At 54.4% G+C, this 17,833-nt stretch carries 18 protein-coding genes; all 18 read left to right on the top strand.

Going from position 1 to position 17,833, the window contains the following annotated elements:
- Positions 1-5: 5 nt before the first annotated feature.
- Positions 6-578: a hypothetical protein gene (locus ACI1P1_RS02760; protein WP_416214834.1), complete on the top strand. Its 573-nt coding sequence runs from the start codon at positions 6-8 to the stop codon at positions 576-578.
- A gap of 181 nt (positions 579-759) precedes the next feature.
- Positions 760-1,140, top strand: a complete 381-nt coding sequence (locus ACI1P1_RS02755; protein WP_416214833.1) for a hypothetical protein — start codon at positions 760-762, stop codon at positions 1,138-1,140.
- Positions 1,141-1,706: 566 nt separating this feature from the next.
- Entirely contained in the window at positions 1,707-3,995 is a 2,289-nt protein-coding gene (locus tag ACI1P1_RS02750) for an AAA family ATPase (protein WP_416214832.1), read from the top strand.
- 2 nt (positions 3,996-3,997) lie between these two features.
- Positions 3,998-4,570 (top strand): Pvc16 family protein, encoded by a 573-nt coding sequence (locus ACI1P1_RS02745; protein ID WP_416214831.1) that lies wholly within the window; start codon positions 3,998-4,000, stop codon positions 4,568-4,570.
- Positions 4,571-4,731: 161 nt separating this feature from the next.
- Positions 4,732-6,267 carry a phage tail sheath family protein gene (locus ACI1P1_RS02740; RefSeq protein ID WP_416214830.1) on the top strand — a complete coding sequence of 512 codons (1,536 nt, stop codon included), beginning with the start codon at positions 4,732-4,734 and terminating at the stop codon, positions 6,265-6,267.
- 23 nt (positions 6,268-6,290) lie between these two features.
- The gene (locus ACI1P1_RS02735) at positions 6,291-6,734 is read left to right on the top strand and encodes a phage tail protein (protein ID WP_416214829.1); all 444 of its coding nucleotides are present in this window, start codon (positions 6,291-6,293) and stop codon (positions 6,732-6,734) included.
- A 150-nt stretch (positions 6,735-6,884) separates the two neighbouring features.
- Positions 6,885-7,253 carry a hypothetical protein gene (locus ACI1P1_RS02730; RefSeq protein WP_416214828.1) on the top strand — a complete coding sequence of 123 codons (369 nt, stop codon included), beginning with the start codon at positions 6,885-6,887 and terminating at the stop codon, positions 7,251-7,253.
- Positions 7,250-7,435 (top strand): DUF6760 family protein, encoded by a 186-nt coding sequence (locus tag ACI1P1_RS02725; RefSeq protein ID WP_416215168.1) that lies wholly within the window; start codon positions 7,250-7,252, stop codon positions 7,433-7,435. Before ACI1P1_RS02730 ends, ACI1P1_RS02725 begins: the two co-directional genes overlap by 4 nt.
- Before the next feature lie 9 nt (positions 7,436-7,444).
- Positions 7,445-7,921, top strand: coding sequence for a phage tail protein (locus tag ACI1P1_RS02720; protein ID WP_416214827.1), 477 nt, complete (start codon positions 7,445-7,447; stop codon positions 7,919-7,921).
- A 1-nt stretch (position 7,922) separates the two neighbouring features.
- Positions 7,923-9,506 carry a hypothetical protein gene (locus ACI1P1_RS02715; protein ID WP_416214826.1) on the top strand — a complete coding sequence of 528 codons (1,584 nt, stop codon included), beginning with the start codon at positions 7,923-7,925 and terminating at the stop codon, positions 9,504-9,506.
- On the top strand, positions 9,506-10,117 hold the full coding sequence (locus ACI1P1_RS02710; protein WP_416214825.1) for a CIS tube protein: 612 nt from the start codon (positions 9,506-9,508) through the stop codon (positions 10,115-10,117). The genes ACI1P1_RS02715 and ACI1P1_RS02710 overlap by 1 nt, the downstream gene beginning before the upstream one ends.
- Before the next feature lie 12 nt (positions 10,118-10,129).
- Positions 10,130-11,173, top strand: coding sequence for a phage late control D family protein (locus ACI1P1_RS02705; protein WP_416214824.1), 1,044 nt, complete (start codon positions 10,130-10,132; stop codon positions 11,171-11,173).
- The gene (locus tag ACI1P1_RS02700; RefSeq protein WP_416214823.1) at positions 11,170-11,892 is read left to right on the top strand and encodes a phage baseplate assembly protein V; all 723 of its coding nucleotides are present in this window, start codon (positions 11,170-11,172) and stop codon (positions 11,890-11,892) included. The genes ACI1P1_RS02705 and ACI1P1_RS02700 overlap by 4 nt, the downstream gene beginning before the upstream one ends.
- An 11-nt stretch (positions 11,893-11,903) precedes the next feature.
- The gene (locus ACI1P1_RS02695; RefSeq protein WP_416214822.1) at positions 11,904-12,299 is read left to right on the top strand and encodes a PAAR domain-containing protein; all 396 of its coding nucleotides are present in this window, start codon (positions 11,904-11,906) and stop codon (positions 12,297-12,299) included.
- Positions 12,300-12,301: 2 nt separating this feature from the next.
- Entirely contained in the window at positions 12,302-12,697 is a 396-nt protein-coding gene (locus tag ACI1P1_RS02690) for a GPW/gp25 family protein (protein WP_416214821.1), read from the top strand.
- An 8-nt stretch (positions 12,698-12,705) separates the two neighbouring features.
- Positions 12,706-16,206: a putative baseplate assembly protein gene (locus ACI1P1_RS02685; RefSeq protein WP_416214820.1), complete on the top strand. Its 3,501-nt coding sequence runs from the start codon at positions 12,706-12,708 to the stop codon at positions 16,204-16,206.
- Positions 16,187-17,059, top strand: a complete 873-nt coding sequence (locus tag ACI1P1_RS02680) for a baseplate J/gp47 family protein (protein WP_416214819.1) — start codon at positions 16,187-16,189, stop codon at positions 17,057-17,059. The genes ACI1P1_RS02685 and ACI1P1_RS02680 overlap by 20 nt, the downstream gene beginning before the upstream one ends.
- Positions 17,056-17,805: a phage tail protein gene (locus ACI1P1_RS02675; protein ID WP_416214818.1), complete on the top strand. Its 750-nt coding sequence runs from the start codon at positions 17,056-17,058 to the stop codon at positions 17,803-17,805. Before ACI1P1_RS02680 ends, ACI1P1_RS02675 begins: the two co-directional genes overlap by 4 nt.
- Positions 17,806-17,833 lie beyond the last annotated feature (28 nt).

Genomic DNA, 17,833 nt, shown 5'->3' with positions numbered 1-17,833 from the left:
ATGCTATGTTGGAAAGTTTATTTAGGGAATGTTTGAGTTTATCTTCTAAACTAAGACCCAACTACTCAGAATCCTTAGGCACGAGAGCAGAAAATTGGGAAGAAACATTTGGACGATCCGGAAATGAAATTCCATTATTTTTCAAATCAATTTATAACCATGTTTCTGGAACGAGAAGAGACATTAATCAACAGGAGCTAATGGATTTTATACCAGGATATCGATTAATCCATATAACAGAAATCACTAAGGAAAAAGAAAATGTGAAAAACATACTAGTTGAGGATTATCTAAACGAATCAGATAATATTATTCCTTTTTTAACTAATTACTCTAGTGATTTTTATTGCATCATTAAGAATGCTGTAGGAGAGGAATCAATTTGTGTACTAACAAATGATAGTGGCGAACCAATTGAATATAGTCGCTCTCCACAAAAGTTTTTTGAAACAATTATTGAATTTTATAGAAGTGGAGTGTACTTTTTAGATCACGACGGTTATCTCGATTATGATTACGAAAAACAACGTTCCATTGGCTCTGAGATAAATAAAGGAGTTAGCTACTGGGTTGACTAGTGTTTATCCTAAAGTGATTTTAGAAATAATATTTGCAGACTTTTCTATACAAGATAAGATGGGGCTGTCTGGAGGGCCAGTGAAAACTGACTACTGGGCGCCCTTTTTGTGTTAAAGGTTAAAAGTAGGGCTTGTGCTAAGAGAAGCGAACTGCTGTGGAAAACCATGAAGGGCGAATATTATGCTGGCAGGAAAAAGCCCAGATATCACGGAAGAGACTGCGGACAAGTCCAAGCCGAAGTCAGAGATGATCGAAACAAGCAATCTGGTAACTGAGGTCAGTAAACACCATTCGACGAAGAAGTGGATTCACTTAGGAATTGAGGGCAACGGACTTATTGTTGTAGTGGATAATCGAGACGGTTCTGTGAAACTTGAGGATTTTGAACGTACTTCATTTGAAGTCGTCCGGAAAAGTCTGTCTTGGAAGCTTCAAACACGTTTTGTCGACAGCCTCATCCCTGTATTCAACGCATTTGTCCAACATCTCCCTCACGCCGATCCAGTGATTCTGCATCATGTCAAAACAGGAAGCTTTTTCCTTATTGTATGGAACAAATGAAGGTTTAACGGAACTCAGCGACGCTTAAACGGCAAAATTACCCTCTGCAGTTTTCTAACGGAACTCTCCGACTCTTAGAGGCATAGGAGTGGGAGAAAAGCAGACAAATGGAGCTGTAAGAGCGGCTGAGTTCCGTTACATTCTAAACGGGCCGTATTTTTCCGGCTAAGAGCCGCTAAGTTCCGTTACATCAATGCGCCCACAATTTTGCTCAAAGTACCTCCCACAATACCGTCCGTACGCGCTCGAACATCAATTCTGACGCCAAACAAAGGTTGTCCAATCCGTCACATGGAATCCATACCGATTCCGAAGCTCCCTCCTGGTGGCTCCTGCTGAATCGGTATTCACTTGGACGGGCTTTTCGGACAGCCTCTTTTACATTCTGCGTAAGTCCCATGGCCAATCAACCAAACCAGTACGTAGTTTCTTCTTCTTGTACTACGATGTCTAATTACATCCCTAACCCCTCCCCCCAAACATTCCCCATCCCCCAGTTGTACATCTCCCCCCAGCATTTACTTATAGATGAAGGAAAAAACGAAGGGCAAGGAAAGACGGATGCCATGAAAAAAAACGATAAAGCAGCAAGAAACGCGAGGCTTAGCCTCGTTGGGGGCAATGTGCCTGCCGCGGCAGAAACCGTGGAGGGTTACCGCTCCAGTCTGGAGCATCTGACGGATGAGCTGGAGCGGCTGGAGCTTCGACTAAGGCTTCAGCTGGTGCTGGAGGACAAAACCTTTCCCGGAAACGGGCTGCCGGCACTGCCGTTCCTTGAGGGACATCTGCCGACTTTCCCGGAGGGAGAGGCAGAAGTTTCCCCGGAGACGGACGCCGGTCATTTCTCCCAAGAGCTTGCCAGACTCACCAGGCGCATCGCGCAAAAAGTGGAGGCAAGCCATCAATCGGGAATCAAGCTGCCCCTTCCCCGGCTCTCGCAGCAGCTGAAGCTGAAGCCGCTGGAGGAAGACATCCTCATCGCTTGTTTGGCTCCCGAGCTGGACCGCAGGTTCGAGGCCATGTATGCCTATCTTCAGGATGACCTCACCTCCAGGAGTCCAACGGTGGATATTCTGCTCCGGCTGTTCACGTCAACAGAGGAGGAACGGGCGGCGGCGCGGCTGATTTTTGATAAAGCCTCTCCCCTGATGCGGGTTCTGATGGATACAGCAGGGGAGTGGAAGGACAGCCGGATTCCCCTCCTGGCCAAGCCGTTGAAGCTGGAGAACTGGACGGTCAATCATCTGCTCGGATTTCAGATGCTGGATGAACGGTTGCTAGAGGCTGCCGAACTATGCTTCCCTCATCTGGAGCCTCAGCCTGCAGCCGCATCCTTACTCGCCGGTACAGCAGAGGACATCGTCCGGTTTGTCCGCTATTACAGCACCAAGGAAACCATCCCGCATCATCTGTTTTACTGCTGCGGCCCGGACGGAGCGGAGGCCGTAAATGCTATAAAGGCGGCCTGCATCAGCCTGGAGCGTCCCCTCCTTATGGTGAATACGGACAGCCTGCCGATCTTAGATGGCGATTACACCCAGCTGCTCGGCCTGCTTGGGCGGCATACTCTTCTGGATGATACTGTATTATGCTTGGTTGGTTTTGATTCCCTGACAGCCGAAGGTGAAGGTGATCGCAGCAGGCGAAGAATCAAGCCGCTGCTGGAGATGCTGTGCTCCTGTGCACCGCTGGCTTTTATTGTGGGGGAATCCTCCTGGAGCCAGCAGCTGCCCGACCGGGAGATGAATTTCATCCAGATTGACCTCACGCCTCCCAATGAACAACACCGCCTGACCATGTGGGAGCATTACAGCCGGGATTATACGCTTCTTCCCCAGATCGACCTGACGGAGTTTACGGACAAGTTCCGGTTTACACCGGGGCAGATCCGCGCCGCATTGCGGAACGGGGAAAATCTGGCGGTGTGGAAGGGAAGCGGCGCCGCAGAGAGCCTGGACGGATCACCTGCCCCCATCGGAGAAAAGGAGCTTTATGAGTCCTGCTATCTCCAGTCCGGCAGGAGCCTTCAAGCTCTGGCCACCAAGGTGAAGCCCTTCTACAGCTGGGACATGCTGGTGCTTCCCACTGATCAGACAGACCAGCTCCGGGAGATATGCCGGCAGATGAAGCACCGCGCCCTGGTATATGGCAGGTGGGGCTTCGATAAGCGGCTGTCGTTGGGGAAGGGCATGAATGTGATGTTTGCCGGGCCGCCGGGTGTCGGGAAAACCATGGCGGCAGAGGTTATAGCCGGTGAGCTGAGTCTGGAGCTGTACAAGATCGATGTTTCCCAGATTGTCAGCAAGTACATCGGGGAAACGGAGAAGAATCTGTCCCGGATCTTCAAGGAGGCGGAAACCTCCAACGCCATTCTGTTCTTTGATGAGGCGGATGCCCTGTTCGGCAAACGCACGGAGGTAAAGGATGCCCATGACCGGTATGCCAACGTGGAAACCAGCTACCTGCTGCAGAAGATGGAGGAATATACCGGCATTGTGATTCTGGCTACGAATCTGAGCCAGAATCTGGACGAGGCGTTCCTCCGGAGATTGCATGCCCGAGTCGAGTTTCCGTTCCCGGAAAAGCCGCAGCGGGAGGCCATCTGGCGGGGGATGTTTCCCAAGGATGCGCCATTGGACGCCAATCTGGATTATGCCTTTATGGCGGACAAGCTGAATCTGGCAGGGGGCAGCATCAAAAATATAGCGCTGAATGCCGCCTTCTTCGCAGCTCATGAAGGCTCCCCCATCGGGATGAGGCATATCATGCTGGCGGCCAAGCGGGAATATATCAAGCAGGGCAAAACCTTTTTGAAGACGGATTATGACCCTTACGACAAGCTAATGGAGGTGTAACCGTGGCTGTAGATACCGGTACGGTAATAAGAGATGTAAGCAACAGCATGAAGGCGCTTTTGAAGGCCCATGTTCCGGAGCTGAATGACGACAGCTATATCAGCTTCGGCTCCCCCAGCGATATTGACAGCTCAACCATGCGGCTCTCCATGTGCCTGTATTACATGAGTCACAGTCCCAGCATGCGCAACAGCGAGCGGGAGGAGATTGGCGGAACGGATGAATTCCGCTACCCTCCGGCCTATCTGGACCTGTATTACCTCTTGACCCCCTACGCCAAGGACAGGGAGACGGAGCAGCTGATCCTGGGAAGGATTTTCCAGCTGTTTCATGAGCATCCGGTGTTATCCGGCAGTGACCTGGCGGGCAATCTGACGGCGTGCGGCAATGACAAAATCCGCATTTCCTATAATAACCTGACCATTCAGGATATTAAGCAGCTGTGGGAGGTTTTCCCGGGAAAGCCGGCCAAGGTAAGCCTGTCCTATCTGGTGTCTCCGGTGAGACTGCCTGCCGAGAGGACCATAACCATCCCGAAGGTTCTGGCCAGAGAGCTGGGAGTCCGTCCGATCTAGGGCCTGTCTTCAAACCCGCCCTGGTCCCCGCCATCCTTTTTTTTGAAGGGAGTGATTCATGCAAAATATTCTGTTTATGCCAAGCAGCATCCTGGTCCAGCATTACCGCCCCGGAAGCTTGAGGGGGACAACAAAATCAGCTATTTCAAGGAGGATATGAGATGCCTAACTATTTATCGCCGGGAGTATATGTGGAAGAAGTATCCAGTGGAATTAAGCCCATCGCCGGTGTGGGAACATCGGTAGGCGCATTCGTCGGAATTGCGGAGAAGGGCACCATCGGCAAGGCTGTTCTGGTGACCAACTGGAGCCAGTTCATCAATGAATTCGGCCAATTTATCCCGAACGGATATCTGGCTTATGCCGTGTATAATTTTTTCTCCGAAGGCGGCACAAGCTGCTATGTGGTGAGAGCGGCGCCCAAGGATATTAAGCCGGCCGCACTGGTCATCAAGGATACGGACAGCTTCGACCTGTTCAAGGTTTCCGCCCGTTCCGAAGGGGAATGGGGCAACCGGATCTCCGTGAAGCTCAGCGCCTCCTCCAACAAGCAGCAATTCGGCTTCAAGATGGTGGTCCAATATCTTCTGGACAGCGAGTTTGATGATGAATATGCCGGGGATGAGGACGGCAAAATTGTGGAGGTATTCGATAATCTCCTGCTGATCAACTTCGAGGAGAAGATCAATGAGGTGTCCGCCTTTGTCAAGGTTACACCTCTGGTGGATCTGACCATTCTGGAAAATATGGAAAAAACACCTGCCTTCAACGAAAGCGCCCTTTCCCTCAGCGGCGGCGTCAACGGCATGAATCCGGTGGATTTCCTTGGCGATGCTGCCACCAGAGACGGTATTCACGCCTTTGATACCATCGACGGCATCAATATTGTGGCGGCACCTGATCTTGCGGATATGGCATACAGCCGTGGCACTATCCTGGATATGCTGAACTACTGCAAACAAAGAAAAGACTGCATCTTCCTGGTGGACCCGCCCCACGGCTTAACGCCCTCCGAGGTAAAGGACTTCAAGGAAGGAGCCGGCAGCTATGCGGGCAACTCCTTCAATACCTCTTACGGCGCCCTGTATTATCCATGGGTGTATATCAATGATCCGCTGACCGGCAAGCAGAAGCTGGTGCCTCCCTCCGGCGGCGTCGCCGGAACCTACGCTTACGTCGATTCCGTACGCGGAGTTCACAAGGCGCCTGCCGGCACAACGGACGGCTATCTGGATTCGGTGGTGGGCATCGAGAAGATTGTGACCAAGGCGGAGCAGGAGCTCCTGAATCCCCACGGAATTAATGTCATCCGTTCCTTGCCGGAGGGCATCTGCGTATGGGGAGCCAGAACCCTGTCCTCCGATTCCGAATGGAGCTATGTCAACGTGCGGCGCCTCATGATGTACATCGAGGAATCCCTGGATGAAGGCAGCCAATGGGTGGTATTCGAGCCCAACGATCCGAGCCTCTGGGGCAAGGTCAAGCGCAACCTGACCGCATTCCTGACCCGGGTTTGGAGAGACGGCGCTTTGTACGGCTCTACCCAGGAGGAGGCCTTCTTCGTGAAGGTGGATGAGGAGAACAACCCTCCGGCCATCCGCGATGCAGGACAATTGATCATTGAAGTGGGAGTAGCACCGGTGAAGCCTGCCGAGTTCGTCGTGATCCGGGTCAGCCAGAAAACACTGTCCAAATAATGAAGTGAGAGGAGAACTATCCTATGGCAACAGGCAAAAGATTGGATCCTTACCGCAATTACCGCTTCAGAGTCGTGATCGACGGCATTCAAACCGCCGCATTCGCGGATGCCACCATTCCCGATACCTCTACAGAAGCAGTTGACTACCGGGAGGGTGTTGACGCTCCCCATTCCCGCAAGCTGTCCGGCCTCACCAAATTCGGCAACATCACCCTGAAGAAGGGCTTGACCGATTCCCTGGAGCTGTACAATTGGCGCAAGTCCATTGAGGACAAGGGTGCGCTTAAGAACCGGAAGAGTCTGTCCATTATCCTGGTGGATGAGGAAGGCAATGACAAGGCCCAATGGGACATTCTCGAAGCCTGGCCTATCAAATATGATGTCAGCGCACTTAGCGCCAAGGGCAATGAGGTTTCCGTGGAATCCATGGAGCTGGTGCATGAAGGCGTCCGTCGGGTGAAGTAACATTCCATAGCATCAAGCAAACATCAAATTGAATGGATAAAATACGCCGCACATGAGACAAGGGTATGTTTATCGCATTCAATTTGATGTTGTTTGCGGCATGGCGGGTATGATCCAGCGATGAAAAGCGAGTATGAGCGAGGTGCGGATATGGATATTTTGCAAACGGAATTCAGCTTTACCCTGCCCAAGGGTTATGTGGATGAAACGGGCACGCTTCACAAGCAAGGCACCATGCGGTTGGCTACTGCAGCCGATGAGATTATGCCTCTCCGGGATTCCCGGGTTCAGCAGAACCCCGCCTATCTGACGGTGATTCTGCTCTCCCGGGTGGTGGTCAGCCTGGGCGGGCTCAAGATGATTACCCCCAGGGTCATCGAGGAGCTGTATACCTCCGATTTTGCATATTTGCAGGAAATGTACAACCGGATCAACCAGAACGGCGTGAATGCGGTCCAGGCCGTGTGCCCGAAGTGCGAGCAGCAATTTGACGTTGAAATGGAGCCGCTGGGGGAATAGCCGGCTACCCTCTCGACCGCCTCTATGAGGAGGTAGCCTTCTTAACCTATTATCTGCACTGGGATTACCGGACAGTACTGAATCTGGAGCATGCCGAACGGGAGCGCTGGTGCAAGGAAATCAGCAGGATTAACCAAAAGCTCAATGGAGAGGAAGACCAGAGGGGCTTTTTTGAGGCATAGGAGGACAATATGGGGCAGAATATTCTGAATGTCGCAGCGAAACGGAACTGGGTTCCCGGTTACAGGGAGGACCCCTATCTTGCTTATCATTTTATTGTGGAGATTGACGGTCTCTCCGTAGCCGGATTTTCCGAGGTTTCCGGCTTAAGCGTGGAAACCCAGGTGGAACGGAAAACCTTCGGCGGAGAGAACCACAAGGAGTTTGTATTCCTGTCCCAAACCAAATATTCGGATCTGACGCTGAAGAACGGCATGACCAACGACGATTATTTGTGGAACTGGTATCAAAATGTGATAAACGGCGTGGTCCGGCGGCGAAGCGGCTCCATCTGTCTGTTGGATCACAGCGGCTCGCCCAAGCTGTGGTGGAACTTTATCGACGCATGCCCCATCAAGTGGGAGGGTCCGGCCTTCAGCGCATCCAGCAGTGCTGTTGCTGTGCAAAGCCTGGTTTTGACCCACAATGGGCTCTACAGGTACAGATAACATGATACGGATGATTCAAGTTTACCGGCCGGAGCCGGATTTTGCCCGGAGAATCATGGGCAAATACGGCATCGCCAGATGGCGGAGCCGCCTGCACACCTTGATACTCCGGCTGAATCCGCTCCTGTTTCAGGAGCCGTCCCCCGAGGAAAAGCATCGGGAGGCGGGAGCAGTGGCGGGCCCTGCGGTTCACCTCCATTATCCTGTCTATACAACCCGTCTGCTGACACAGCAGTCTGCTCCGGTGTATATAACCAACCGTATCGTGCGGATGAACCGGATCAGTCCGGCTGCCATTACGCACCGCAGCAGCATGGTATATATGCCACAGGAAAGTCGCAGGGAAGGGGATAAGCCTGCCTCCAAGGCTGAAGGGCCATCCGCCGCAACGGCGGGTTGGTTTGGACAAGGGGAGCGTTCCGGTTTCGGACCTCCTGCAAACGGGCATAGCACCCCGGTGATGCGGAATGTGGATGAGCCCGAGCCGGGGCGGCGGTTTTCCGGCCTGCCCGAACCGGACTCCTCCGGAAGAGGACAGACCGGGCAGGCAGCCGGGACCCCTGTCTATCCGGGGGGGATGGCAGCATTACGGGAGCTGCACATGCTGCAGCCCCTTCATTTGATTCATCATCAGATGCGTTTGCTGCAGACCTTCGGGTATGGGGAGGAGATGCAGGCTGTCGGCAGTTTAAAACAGTCACAGTCGGCCGCATTACGGGCGTCTGCCCCGGACGGGCGGACTAGCAGCTCCCTGCCTCCGGGGGAACCGGTTCTTGCAGAAACTGATAAAAGGCAAGCTTCCGGCTCCGGCACCCGAAATCCCGCAAGAATCCATCCGGTGCCTCCCGGAGATCCCTTTTATCCTGCTGCTGCTCGGGTGGGCAAGCCGTCCCTACCCTTAACGCTTGTTGTGGGCAAGGGACTTAACCAGATGCTGGCTGGAGCAGAGAAATTCTGGGGCGGCGGCCAGTTGGTTGCCATGTCTGTCCACAGGCCCGCCCCCGGCAAGAGTCCAGTGGTGAACGCTGCCGGAGAACAGACGGGGCCCATAACCGATCAGTCCGCTCGGCCGCAGCAAACCGCCGGATTCCCTTATCATCCGGGCAAGCGTAGAGGCCGGACTAATTCCGGGTATACCGGTAATCTCCAGGCTGCCGAGCCAAGCCTGCAGGAAACCGGGGACGGAGGCAGCATATTCAAGCCTCCTCCCCAAATGCTGTATCCTGCCCGCAAGGGACCGGGAGGTCACCGCACCGCAGCCCCATCCTTGCTGCTGCGGCATGAGCGGAACCGAAGCGCGGTACCAGTCCCGCAGGAGCCTCTTCCGGCGCTGCCCATGGACAGCGGCCTGGTTCACCGCAGACCCGAAGCAGCGGCAGCCCAGCGGGAGTGCCCTCCTACTCGGGGCGGGTCTTACACGCAGCCCCAAACCGCCGTTTATCCGGCGGCTGTGCCTGCATTTTCACAGGCGCCCAAGCAGAAAACTGTTATGGAAGCCGATGAGATCCGTCTGGTGGCCGAGCAGGTCTTTCAGGTTCTGGAAAAACGGCTGAGCATTCAAAAGGATCGCAGGGGGTTGAGGTAATGGCGGAAAAAGCGAAAATCTTCCCGGTGGGTACGGGAGGCGGTCCCATTGAGGTGATGTTCAACCCCAATGAATATACCGTTTCCTTCGAAGGAAAATACACCGGGGAGCAAAACAATAAGCAGTTTCAAATTTCGGAAATGCCGGAATTTAAGGTGTCCTTGTTCTATGACACGTACGAGCAGCGGAGGGATGTCCGCAAGGAAACCGTTAAGCTCACCTCTCTCCTGGACCCCAAGGTCAGCGGCAAGAATACCAGGAAACCCCCGGACTGCATGTTTGTCTGGGGGGGCTTCACCTACCGGGGGCTGCTGAGCAGAATCGAACAGAAATTTACCATGTTTCTGGAGAACGGGGTTCCTGTTCGTTCGCTCCTGGATGTCACCTTCATTACCAACGAGCCGGACAAGGTGGTGGAGGATAACAAGGGGTTGAACGCCTGCCGCAAGCTGTGGGTGGTCAAAAGCGGGGACCGTTTGGACCTGATTGCGGGCGAGGCGCTGAAGGACCCGGGCGCATGGCGGAGAATTGCCGAGCTGAACAAGATTGCCAACGCAATCGGCTTCCCCGGAAAAAATGATGTCGGGAGGACCCTGGTCATCCCGGATTAAGGTGGAATCGCAATGAGCACCAGCGTTGCCAATTTCAAGATAGAGATCAACGGAAGCAAGCTCCCTCCTGAGATGAATGCTGCGGTGGAGGCAGTTACCGTAGAGGATGAGCTAAACATACCCGCCTTGTTCTGCATCAAGCTGAATATGGTGAATTCCGGTGCCGGCATGTGGCGGGGCATCGACCTGAAGACGGTGAAGCCGGGTGACAAAATCAAGGTGTCCCTGGGGCTGGATAAGGTCGAACCCTTAATAAGCGGGGAAATTACCTCTTTGGACCTGACCTTCTCGGAGCATTCCATTCTGGAAATCCGCGGTTATGACATGCTTCACAGACTCCGTATGGGTACAAGAAGCAAGGTGTTCCTGAAGAAAAAGGACAGCGATATCGCCTCCGAAATTGCCAAGGAGCACGGCCTTACACCTGTTGTGGAGGATACCAAGACCATCTATCCCTACCTGTTCCAAAACAATCTAAGCAACTATGAGTTTCTGCTGGAGCGGGCGGCACGGCTGGACTATGAATTGTATGCCGATGATCAGAAGCTGATCTTCGTCAAGTCGCGGGCGTCCAAGGCGCCGGTGCTTCCGGATATGACCTTCAAGAAGGATTTTGAGAGAATTAATCTGGAGCTGAGGGCACTGACCCGGGGAAGCAAGGTGAAGGTACGGGGCTGGGACGTGAAGGAGAAGAAGGCTGTGGAGGCGGAGGCCAAGGCCGGGGATGAAGCCACCAAGATGGGCGGCAAGGAAACCGGCTTCGAGCTGTCGGCGAGGGCCTTGGAGGAATCCCCCATTGCCCTGCCTGCCGAAAGTTTGGTGGAATTGAGCGAGGCCAAGACTCTGGCGCAAGCCGCCTATAACAGCCGGCTCCGGGAGTTTATTGCCGGCGAAGGCATGTGCTGGGGCAACGCGCTTCTGCGGTCGGGCAAAACCGTCAAGCTGCTTGGACTGGGAGACCGCTTCAGCGGCATCTATTACATTGTCTCTACCGTGCATAAATATGATACGAAGGGCTATACCACTACTTTTAAAGTAAAGAGGGCAGGCCTATGAGGGATGGAGCCGGAATTTCCAATGCTGCGGACAGCTTTTTGAATGAAGGCAGAATCTATGGAGTGGTGGCGGGCATTGTCATCAAGAATGATTCCGCCAACGATGCGGAGAAGCCGGGTCCCGGGCGGGTGAAGGTGAAGATCCCGATGCTTGGCATGTTGGAATCCAATTGGGCCCGGATGGTATCCTTCATGGCCGGCAAGGAGCGGGGGGCCTTCTTCCTGCCCGAGCCTGATGACGAGGTGCTGGTTGCTTTTGAGAACGGGGATGTGAACCGTCCTTATGTGATCGGCGCCTTGTGGAACGGGAAGGACATGCCGCCCGAAACCAACAAGGATGGCAAAAACAATACCCGCCTCTTGAAGTCGCGGAGCGGGCATGTGTTGGCCTTCAGCGACAAGCAGGGTGAGGAGCAGCTGACCATCACCTCCGCCAAGGGCCATGTTTTCCGCCTGGATGACAAAAACGGCAGTGAAACCATTCAGCTTATCGACAAGTCGGGTAAAAACAAGCTGGTCATCGCCACGAAGGATAACAAAATCTCCATCATTTCCGCTAAGGACATCGAGATTTCCGCGCCTAATGGCAAGCTTGTCCTTAGCGCCAAGAGCATCGAAATGAAATCCTCGGCGGAAACCAAGCTGGAAGCCTCGGCCGGTATGGACGTGAAGGCCTCCGGCACGATGAACCTGAAGGGTGCCGCCATCAATCTCAACTAGGAGGGAGCAGCATGGGTCAGCCTGCAGCCAAGAAGGGAGACCGGATTCTTGCGACGGATACGCATATTGTGATGATTCCCGCAGGAGCAGCCATGGTTCCCACACTGTTGCCCCATCCGTTTACCGGCATCATCGACGGGGCGCTCAGCAGCAATGTGAAGATTATGGGACAGCCTGCCGCCACAATGAACTCCACGGCTACCAATACCCCGTCCCATGTGCCCCAGGGCGGACCGTTCCAGAAGCCGCCCGCCAATAAGGGCAAGATCCTGGCAGGAAGCGCAACGGTCAGGATCAACGGGAAAATGGCGGCCAGAAATGGCGATACGGCGTTGACATGTAATGATCCGGCCGATTTGCCTGTCGGCAAGGTGGTAGCGGCGGGAACGGTCTTTATAGGAGGTTAGGTATGGAGGTCATCGATTTTTTGGGGCGGGGTTTAAAATTCCCGTTTTCGGTCCAGAGAAGCGCCATGGCTGTGTCGGAGGGGGAGGATTCCATCAAGGAATCCGTTATGCTCATTCTCTCCACCGCCAGAGGTGAGCGTGTCATGCGGCCGGAATTCGGCAGCCGGTTGAATGAGCTGGTCTTCGCTCCCAATAACATGAGTACGGCAACCCTGATCAAAAGCTACATGGAGGAGGCCCTCCGGGAGTGGGAGCCGCGTATTGAGGTCGAGGAAATTACGGTAACTCCCAGCTCGGATCAGCCTCTGCTGGAGGTTGCCATCAGCTATACCGTTAAATCCAGCAACAGTAAGTATAATCTGGTCTATCCGTTCTTTCTTGAAAGCGCAGGGAGGTGATGCCGACTATGATACCCCAAATTGACCGAAGGACAGAGGAAGAGCTGGTTCCGGAGCTAAGGCGTTTGATCCTGAAGTATTGCGCCAAGGAATGGTCCCACCTGTCCCTTCTTGAAGCGGACAGGAAAGCCGATGCGCTGGTGCATATTTTCACCAATATGCTGGGCAAGCTTCTGGAGCGTTTGAATAAGGCGCCGGATAAAAATTTCATCACCTTCCTGACCATGCTAGGCATCGGGCCCACACCTCCACGAGCCGCCAAAGCGCCCTTATTGTTCACCCGGAAGGCGGATTGGGACAAGCACAGCTTCGTTCCAGCGGGAAGCAAGGTATCCGCCCAGCCGGACGGCGCGCAGGAGGTTATCTTCGAAACGGAGAAGGAGCTGACGGTCATCCGGCCCAAGCTGGTGAGAGCCGTAAGTCTTGTTCCCCATGAGGATAAGTGGAGCAACCAGGATTTTCTTTTTTCGGAGGAGAGCTCCGGGCAAACGGCGGTTATCTTCAATGGAGACTCCACGGTTGTGCACCGGCTGTATGTGGGCCATGCCGGACTGCTTGGTTACCATGAACCGGGCAGCAAGCTGACCGTTCACTTTAACAAGCCGGTACAGAATCATTCGAAGTCCGCCGGACATCATGTGGACATGGACTGGTTTTATTTTGACACGGAAGGGAACCGGCATCAGCTGACGCCTTCCTTGGTTCGGGAGTATACGGATGATTTCTGGCGGGCGTCCTATCAGTTTGATACGCTTCCTGCCTTTGCGTCTGCAGCCGTAGCCGGTTATAACCAGGCGGAGCAACGGCAGGAATGGAGCAACAGGTGGATGTATGCCGAGCTGAAAACGCCCATCACCACCGCCGGCACCATGCCCGATATTGAGGCCATCGGGATGGAGCTCCTTCTCCGGAATCCGGCGCCGCTTGCTCCGCAGACAGCGGTAAACAATGGCATCCCTCTGGATATGAGCAAGGATTTTTATCCGTTTGGAGAAAAGCCGAGGATTAACGATACCTTCTACTTTGCATGCGATGAGGCCTTTACGAAGGCGGGTGCAGCCGTATCCGTTACGTTGGAGCTGTCCGATCCGCAAATCAGCAAGCTGCCGGATACCCGCTATGTTAAGCTGGGCTGGGAGTACTGGAACGGGGCAGAGTGGGCTGAAATCAGCGAGCTGCATAATGCCGTCTACGCTTCGTCCCCGGAGTCGCCGGAGGAGTCCCGGACGGAGGAGGGGGTCCAAAGTGCGGAAACCTTCACCCGGAGCGGCACCGTTTATTTTACCTGTCCCGCTATGAAACCCTCGGTGATCAACGGAGAGGAGCACACCTGGCTCCGGGTCCGTCTGACGGGTGGCCATTACGGGGAGGAGGCCAAATATGAGTACAAGGACTCGGAGGTCAAGATCGGAACGGAGACGGTCAACATCGCCCAGCTTCAGGTTACTCCCGCCAGTTATGCGCCTCCTTCCATCCGCAGGCTGACGGTGGATTACAGCTATACGCTGGAGAGTCATCCCGAAACGGTCCTGACGGAAAATAATTTCTGTTTTGACGAGATGACGGCCGCATGCCTGGAGGATGGTGTGTACTTTAAGCCCTTCTACCCCTGCTCCGAAACGGACCCTATCTTTTATCTGGCCTTTGACGAGGATATCAGCGGTTTGCCTGTATCCCTCTTTTTCCCGCTGGCTGGTGAACAGGCCGGAAAGTCCGGGTCCAAGCCTGTTGTGGCCTGGGAATATTGGGACGGGGAGAAGTGGATGACACTGAGTGTGGATGATGCGATCCGGCATTTCACCAGAAGGGAAATCCTGCAGCTTGCCGTTCCCTCCGATATGCAGAAAAAGCCGCTGTTCGGTACGGAGCATTATTGGATCCGTGCCAGGCTGGATGACGGCTCCTTCGAGGTTCTCCCCAGGCTGGAGGCCATCTTCCCCAACGTGGTCTGGGCGCGCAATACAAGCACAGTGCAGGGGGAAATTCTGGGCTCCAGCAACGGTGAAGCCGACCAGCGCTTCCAGCTTTCCAAAACTCCGGTGCTGCCGGGACAGATTCTTTGGGTCAAGGAAGCAATGGGCCAGGAGCAGTGGGTGCCATGGGAGGAGACGGACACCTTCTCCATATCCGGAGCCGCCGACCGTCATTATACGCTGGACAGGAAAAGCGGCGTAGTGGTATTCGGCAACGGGAAGGCCGGGATGATTCCGCCTACGGGAACGGACAATATCAAATGTGCCTACAAGCATGGCGGCGGTAAGGCGGGCAATGTGGAGGCGGGCTCCATTACCAACGTGTGGGACAGCCTCCCTTGGCTGGAATCGGCGGTTAACCCCGTTGCCGCTGACGGAGGCTTCGACCAGGAGGAGCAGGAGGATACTAGCATCCGGGGACCGCACACACTGAAAAGCTGGAACCGGGGAGTAACGTCGGAGGATATGGAATGGCTGGTCCGGGAGGCGATGCCGCAGATTGCCAAGGTCAAATGCTTAAGCACCATGAACCGCCAGCTTACATTTGCGCCGGGCCAAGCAACTGTTATCGTTGTGCCGGAGAAGGACGATTCGAAGCCCGCTCCCAGCCAGGAGCTGCTCAGTGAAATCGAAGGCTTCCTGTGTGAACGGACTTCGGCTGTATTGAATACGGCTATGCCGGGGATTGTGGTGACCGGCCCCGATTATGTCCGCATCGGCATTGAGGCGGATGTGGAATTTACCAGCATGGAGCAGCGGAAGGTGACGGAAGGCCGGATTATAGACAACCTGAAGCGGTTTTTCCATCCCTTGTACGGCGGCGACAAAGGGGCAGGCTGGGAGCTGGGCCAGAATATGTACGTTTCCGAGGTGTATGCCGTGATCAAAGGAACGCCGGGAGTGGATTATGTCTCCGGCATTGCGGTCAAAGCCTCTGTGCAGTGCTTCACCCTACGGATCGATCCGCTGGAATACGGGCCCTACAAACCGACCGGAGCTTATCCCAAATACAGCGCAGTCCGCACGGACGACAACACAATGGTTTTCGGACTGGCGGAGCGGGTGGAGGCGGGGAGCGGTATCAAAACCCTGATGGTAAAAGGCTTTAAGGAGGGGGAAACCCTTCTCCTCAAGCACCGGAGTCATGAGCCTGTTGAGCTGAGGGTGGATTCAATTGATGGGGATATTCTGGTTTGCAGCATGGCCGACGGCGAAGAGACAACCGGACTGTATCCGCAGGGAAGCGATGTGGAGTATCAGGCAACTGACGATCTGACCATCCGTTCTTATATTCTGAATGAAGCTGTTGTGGGTCCGGGCCCTGTTTATTTGAAGGTTGCTCTGTTGAAGCCCAAGGACATCGTTTTCTTAAGCCGGCCCGATGAATACGTGAATACGACGCCGCTTCGGATCCATGAGGTCCGGTCGGAGAATATCTTCCTGGAGGACAATGAGCTGGTCTGCGGCGGCACACACTTGATCAACAAAAAACGGGAGTCAAAAGGGGGAGAGAAGAATGCCGCTGGTGATACCTGATCTGGACGACATTGGATTTCATGATCTGGTGGCCGATGCCAAGGCTCTGATTCCGGTCTATGATCCGGAATGGACCAACTATAATCCGTCTGACCCCGGCATTACGCTGGTAGAGCTGTTGGCCTGGTTTAGCGAAATGGTGCTTTACCGGGTGGACCAGGTGACGGAGGAGAACCAGCTCCGGTTTCTGAAGCTCTTGGGCATCACCCTGGACAAGGAGGAGGAGCTGGCCTCCGGCATGAACCGGGGGGCGAAGCAGTTCTCGGAATGCACCAGAGCTGTAACGGCTGCCGATTATGAGCTTTTGGCCGGACAGGCGCTCATGGGGTTTCCCGGTATACAGAACAAGTATCCTGATCTGGCGTACCGGACCATCTGTCTGATCAATACGGATATGGAGGACAGCACAGGCGAAACGAAGACGGTTTTCGGACATGTTTCCGTTATTCTTGTGGTGAACACACAAAACCAGCGTGAGCTCATGCGGGAGCTGCCGGATATGAAGCAGGCGGTGAAGTCATATCTGGATGCCCGCAAGCTGGTGACAACACGAGTCCATGTTGTGGAGCCCGAATACCTGGACGTTCATCTTGAAATGACCGTATCCGCCCAGGATAAGGGAATTGCAAGCACCGTGGAAAAAAACGTTATCTCCTTTCTTGATCCCGTGTCAGGCGGCGGAGAGGGCAAGGGGTGGCCGCCCGGAAGAAGGCTTTATTCCTCTGATCTGTATCATCTGGTAGAGGCCATTAACGGAATTAACCATGTCACGGGTATTACGCTGGATTCACCGGAGCTGCTGCCGCACCAGATGTTCCGGCTGAAGGAGCTGAAGGTTGAGGTGGAAGCATGAGTATATCCAATCATTCCGGTTATGTTGCATACCTTCCAAGGATATATCAGCAAAAGTCGGGCCAATCCGACGAGGATTTTTTTCTCGGCCGGTTTTTGCAGGCCTTCGAGGCGATGCTCTCCGGGAACAACGGGGCATCCGGCGTGGAAAACGCAGGTGTGGAGGCATTGCTGGACGGGTTCCACGGTTATTTGGACCCGGATTATACACCGCCGCAGCTTCTGGACTGGCTGGCAGGCTGGGTGGGTCTGGAGCTGGAGGAGGGGGTGGAATATGAGGGTGAGGCAGATAAGCGGGAGAAGGAGCTGGCTCCTCTGCAGCTTCTCCCTCTTCCAGAAGCCCGGGACTCGGTTAACCGCCATTTGATCGGAACGGCTGTCCAGCTGTACAAGAAGCGGGGCACACTTGCGGGGCTGAAGGATTATGTGCAGGTGTATGCAGGACCGGAGGCGGAAATTGAAATTTGCAGCTATGAGGAACCGATCCGCTGTGGGATGAACCGGCGTGCCGGCATAAACACCATGGTGGGGGCGGCGAATTCCAGCTATTTTTCGGTGCATGTGCTGCTTCCCAGCCCTACGAGAACCATGCTGAACAGGAAGGCTCAGATCATCCGGGAGGTTATCCGGAAGGAAAGCCCCTTCTACACCAATTTCAGCCTGAACATTGAGGTGCCGCAAATGCGCGTTGGCGTTTATGGGCGTGTCGGCATGGAAACCCTGCTTGGCGGTATGGCCGAGAAATAGATTCTGTCAGATATCGGGAGGATGCAAG

The organism is Paenibacillus mesotrionivorans (assembly GCF_046098205.1).
Lineage (GTDB): Bacteria > Bacillota > Bacilli > Paenibacillales > NBRC-103111 > Paenibacillus_AR > Paenibacillus_AR mesotrionivorans.
Note: the sequence above shows the minus strand (reverse complement) of the source record. Positions and strands in the feature narration are given on the sequence as shown.

What these genes read in the sequence shown, in the direction of transcription:
- ACI1P1_RS02715 (WP_416214826.1), top strand. Translation starts at nt 7,923, where the DNA reads ATGATACGGATGATTCAAGTTTACCGGCCGGAGCCGGATTTTGCCCGG.
- ACI1P1_RS02735 (WP_416214829.1), top strand. Translation starts at nt 6,291, where the DNA reads ATGGCAACAGGCAAAAGATTGGATCCTTACCGCAATTACCGCTTCAGA.
- ACI1P1_RS02710 (WP_416214825.1), top strand. Translation starts at nt 9,506, where the DNA reads ATGGCGGAAAAAGCGAAAATCTTCCCGGTGGGTACGGGAGGCGGTCCC.
- ACI1P1_RS02680 (WP_416214819.1), top strand. Translation starts at nt 16,187, where the DNA reads ATGCCGCTGGTGATACCTGATCTGGACGACATTGGATTTCATGATCTG.
- ACI1P1_RS02760 (WP_416214834.1), top strand. Translation starts at nt 6, where the DNA reads ATGTTGGAAAGTTTATTTAGGGAATGTTTGAGTTTATCTTCTAAACTA.
- ACI1P1_RS02755 (WP_416214833.1), top strand. Translation starts at nt 760, where the DNA reads ATGCTGGCAGGAAAAAGCCCAGATATCACGGAAGAGACTGCGGACAAG.
- ACI1P1_RS02675 (WP_416214818.1), top strand. Translation starts at nt 17,056, where the DNA reads ATGAGTATATCCAATCATTCCGGTTATGTTGCATACCTTCCAAGGATA.
- ACI1P1_RS02730 (WP_416214828.1), top strand. Translation starts at nt 6,885, where the DNA reads ATGGATATTTTGCAAACGGAATTCAGCTTTACCCTGCCCAAGGGTTAT.
- ACI1P1_RS02720 (WP_416214827.1), top strand. Translation starts at nt 7,445, where the DNA reads ATGGGGCAGAATATTCTGAATGTCGCAGCGAAACGGAACTGGGTTCCC.
- ACI1P1_RS02750 (WP_416214832.1), top strand. Translation starts at nt 1,707, where the DNA reads ATGAAAAAAAACGATAAAGCAGCAAGAAACGCGAGGCTTAGCCTCGTT.
- ACI1P1_RS02705 (WP_416214824.1), top strand. Translation starts at nt 10,130, where the DNA reads ATGAGCACCAGCGTTGCCAATTTCAAGATAGAGATCAACGGAAGCAAG.
- ACI1P1_RS02690 (WP_416214821.1), top strand. Translation starts at nt 12,302, where the DNA reads ATGGAGGTCATCGATTTTTTGGGGCGGGGTTTAAAATTCCCGTTTTCG.
- ACI1P1_RS02740 (WP_416214830.1), top strand. Translation starts at nt 4,732, where the DNA reads ATGCCTAACTATTTATCGCCGGGAGTATATGTGGAAGAAGTATCCAGT.
- ACI1P1_RS02685 (WP_416214820.1), top strand. Translation starts at nt 12,706, where the DNA reads ATGATACCCCAAATTGACCGAAGGACAGAGGAAGAGCTGGTTCCGGAG.
- ACI1P1_RS02700 (WP_416214823.1), top strand. Translation starts at nt 11,170, where the DNA reads ATGAGGGATGGAGCCGGAATTTCCAATGCTGCGGACAGCTTTTTGAAT.
- ACI1P1_RS02695 (WP_416214822.1), top strand. Translation starts at nt 11,904, where the DNA reads ATGGGTCAGCCTGCAGCCAAGAAGGGAGACCGGATTCTTGCGACGGAT.